At 74.7% G+C, this 3,203-nt stretch carries 1 protein-coding gene and 2 pseudogenes; 1 reads left to right on the top strand and 2 read right to left on the bottom strand.

Translation table 11 applies throughout. From position 1 onward, the window contains the following. Nucleotides 1-1,050 (bottom strand): Gfo/Idh/MocA family oxidoreductase (locus EF918_RS34095; protein WP_125652753.1); only part of this gene is annotated, 1,050 nt, incomplete at its 3' end. 145 nt (nucleotides 1,051-1,195) lie between these two features. After that, a pseudogene (gene radA, locus EF918_RS34090) lies at nucleotides 1,196-2,590 on the bottom strand (DNA repair protein RadA); the annotation flags it as partial. 170 nt (nucleotides 2,591-2,760) lie between these two features. Here radA and EF918_RS34085 point away from each other — a divergent pair. Continuing rightward, nucleotides 2,761-3,203 (top strand): annotated as a pseudogene (locus tag EF918_RS34085) (hypothetical protein); the annotation flags it as partial.

The following is a 3,203-nucleotide window of genomic DNA, read 5'->3' as shown; positions in this document are numbered from 1 at the left end:
CTCCTGGGAGGAGCGGCGGGCGGCTTCCAGGACTTCCAGGCAGTGGGCCGCCTCGTGGGCGGTGACCGGGGGCGGGGTGCCCGTGCGGAGTGCGGACTCGACGGCGGCGTAGTAGGCCGGGTAGTTGCCCGGCTCGGTGGGCAGTGGGCGGCCGCCGCCCGTCAGGGGGGACTCGCCCGAGCCGACCCGGCCCCAGCAGTGCTCCGGCTCCTCGCCCCACGGCTGCCCCGGCACCGGCCGGTGCCCCTCGCGCAGGGCACTCTCCTGCGGGTCCAGGCCGTACTTGACGTACCCGGCCGCCGAGCCCAGGACCCGCATCCGCGGGCCCAGCTGGGCGGCGGTGGCGCTGACGAACAGGTGCGAGCGGACCCCGTTCGCATGGGTGAGCGCGATGAACGTGTCGTCGTCGGCCTCGGCGCCCCGCCGCCGTACGTCGACCTCGGCGTAGACCCGTACCGCCGGGCCGAACAGCACCAGGGCCTGATCGACGACATGGCTGCCCAGGTCGTACAGCAGGCCGCCGATCTCCTCCGGGGCGCCCGACTCGCGCCAGCCGCCCTTGAGGTGGGGGCGCCAGCGCTCGTAGCGCGACTCGAAGCGCTGGATCTCGCCGAGTTCGCCGGTGGCGAGGAGGGCGCGCAGGGTGAGGAAGTCGTTGTCCCAGCGGCGGTTCTGGAACACCGACAGGAACCCGCCGCGCTCGTCGGCCAGCGCGGCCAGGCCGCGCGCCTCGGCGGCCGTCGCCGCCAGCGGCTTGTCCACGACCACCGGGATCCCCGCCTCCAGGGCGGCGGTGGCCAGGGGGACGTGGGTCTTGTTGGGGGAGGCGATCACGACGAGGTCGAGGCCGCGGTCCCAGAGCTCGTCGGGGCGTTCGGCCAGGTGCGCGTCGGGGTAGGCGGCGGCGGCCTCGGCGCGGCGTTCGGGGTGGGTGGTGACCACGGTGTCGAGGACCAGGCCCTCGGTGGCGGTGACGAGCGGGGCGTGGAAGACGGAGCCGGCCAGTCCGTAGCCGACGAGTCCGACGCGGAGGGGATCGCGGGGGTTCATACCGCCACTTTGGCAACAGTGTTGCCGAAGTGCAAGGAGGGGCGACAATGGGGCGGTGAACAGGGGTGACAGCGGTACCAGGGGCAGCGGCGGATTCAACCTCCCGGCGCTGCGCAGCCACAACGCCGCCCTCGTCCTCGACCTGCTGCGCCGGGCGGGGACGGGAGCGGGGGAGGACGCGGAGGGCGTCCGACATGTCGGCGACCTCCAGGACGTTCATGCCCGGCGGGACCTTGCCGGGATCCCCCGGCACCAAGGCATGGGTGAAGCCCAGCCGGTGCGCCTCGGCCAGCCGCCGCTGGACGCCCGTCACCCGCCGCACCTCCCCGGCCAGCCCCACCTCACCGATCGCCACCAGGTTCTTCGGCAGGGGGGTGTCCGACGCCGCCGAGGCCAGCGCCAGCGCGATGGCCAGGTCCGCCGCGGGCTCCGACAGCTTCACCCCGCCCACCGTCGCCGAGTAGATGTCCCGCTTGCCCAGCGCACTGATCCGGCCCCGCTGCTCCAGGACCGCCAGCATCATCGACACCCGGGACGTCTCCAGACCGGAGGTCGTCCGCCGCGGCGACGGGATCTGCGAGTCCACTGTCAGCGCCTGGACCTCCGCCACCAGCGGCCGCCGCCCCTCCAGGGTCACGGTCAGGCACGTGCCGGGGACCGGCTCCGCCCGCCGGGTCAGGAACAGGCCCGAGGGGTCGGCCAGGCCCGTGATCCCCTCGTCGTGCAGCTCGAAGCAGCCGACCTCGTCCGTGGCCCCGTACCGGTTCTTCACCCCGCGCACCAGCCGCAGCCGCGCGTGCCGGTCGCCCTCGAAGTGCAGCACCACGTCCACCAGGTGCTCCAGCAGCCGCGGCCCGGCGATCGCGCCGTCCTTGGTCACGTGGCCCACCAGCAGCGTGGACATGCCCCGCTCCTTCGAGGCCCGGATCAGCGCGCCGGCCACCTCACGCACCTGGGCCATGCCGCCCGGCGCCCCGTCGATCTCGGGCGAGGCCACCGTCTGGACGGAGTCCAGGACCAGCAGCGACGGCTTGACCGCGTCCAGATGGCCGAGCACCGCCGACAGGTCGGTCTCCGCCGCCAGGTACAGGTGGTCGCTGATCGCGTGGATCCGGTCGGCCCGCAGCCGGACCTGGCTCGCCGACTCCTCGCCCGTCACGTAGAGCGTGCGGTGCTCGTCGCTCGCGGCCTTCGCGGCCACGTCCAGCAGCAGCGTCGACTTGCCGACGCCCGGCTCGCCCGCCAGCAGCACCACCGCACCCGGGACGAGCCCGCCGCCGAGCACCCGGTCCAGCTCGTCCACCCCGGTCGACCGCGCGGCGGCCTGCCGGCCGTCCACCTGGCCGATCGGCAGCGCGGCCGTGGAGACCCGGCCGGCGGCCGTGGTGCGCACCGCGGGCGCGCCCTGCTCCTCGACGGTGCCCCAGGCCTGGCACTCGGGGCAGCGGCCGAGCCATTTGGCGGTGGTCCAGCCGCACTCGGTGCAGCGGTAGGACGGCCGGTCCTTGGCGGACGATCGGGAGGTACGGGCAGCAGCCATGCGGCCCACCGTATCGGCCGCCACCGACAGCGACGCCGCCGGCGGCCGCGGGCCGGCGCCCCGCCCCACGTCAGGGCAGCTGTCCCCCTTCGTGCGATCTCTTCACCCGTAAGGGTTAAAACTGCTCAAGGCTTCCGGACGCTCACCCGCACGCCCCCTACCTTCGCCGGGTGAGCAGCAGCAATCAGGCCGGCCCCGCTTCACGCACCGGCGCACACCGGGCGCACGGGCGCACGCCCCCCGACGGGCACCAACCGCCCCCCTTCCGGCACGAGCCGTATCTGGACGGCCTGTTCACCTACTGCCTCTCGGTGCTCTGCGACCACGACACGGCCACCACCGTGCTCGGCGAGGTCCTGGCGGTGGCCGAACGGAACCCCGGCCGGTGTCCCGACGAGTCCGACCGGCGCGCCTGGCTCTACGCGCTCGCCCGCTGGGCCTGTCTGCGCACCCTCGCCGACCAGCGGCAGGGGAGGGGCGCGCACACCGGACGGCGTACGCCGGAGCAGAGAGGCGCCAATCGTGCGCCCCACAGTGCGCCCCCCGGGGCCGCCGGAGTACCCCCCGATGCCGGACCGCTCCCCAACGCTGCCCCGGGGGGCGCACTGTGGGG

Source organism: Streptomyces sp. WAC06614, from assembly GCF_003949795.1.
In the GTDB taxonomy this organism is placed as follows: Bacteria; Actinomycetota; Actinomycetes; order Streptomycetales; family Streptomycetaceae; genus Streptomyces.
This window is presented reverse-complemented; position numbering and strand designations above follow the sequence as displayed.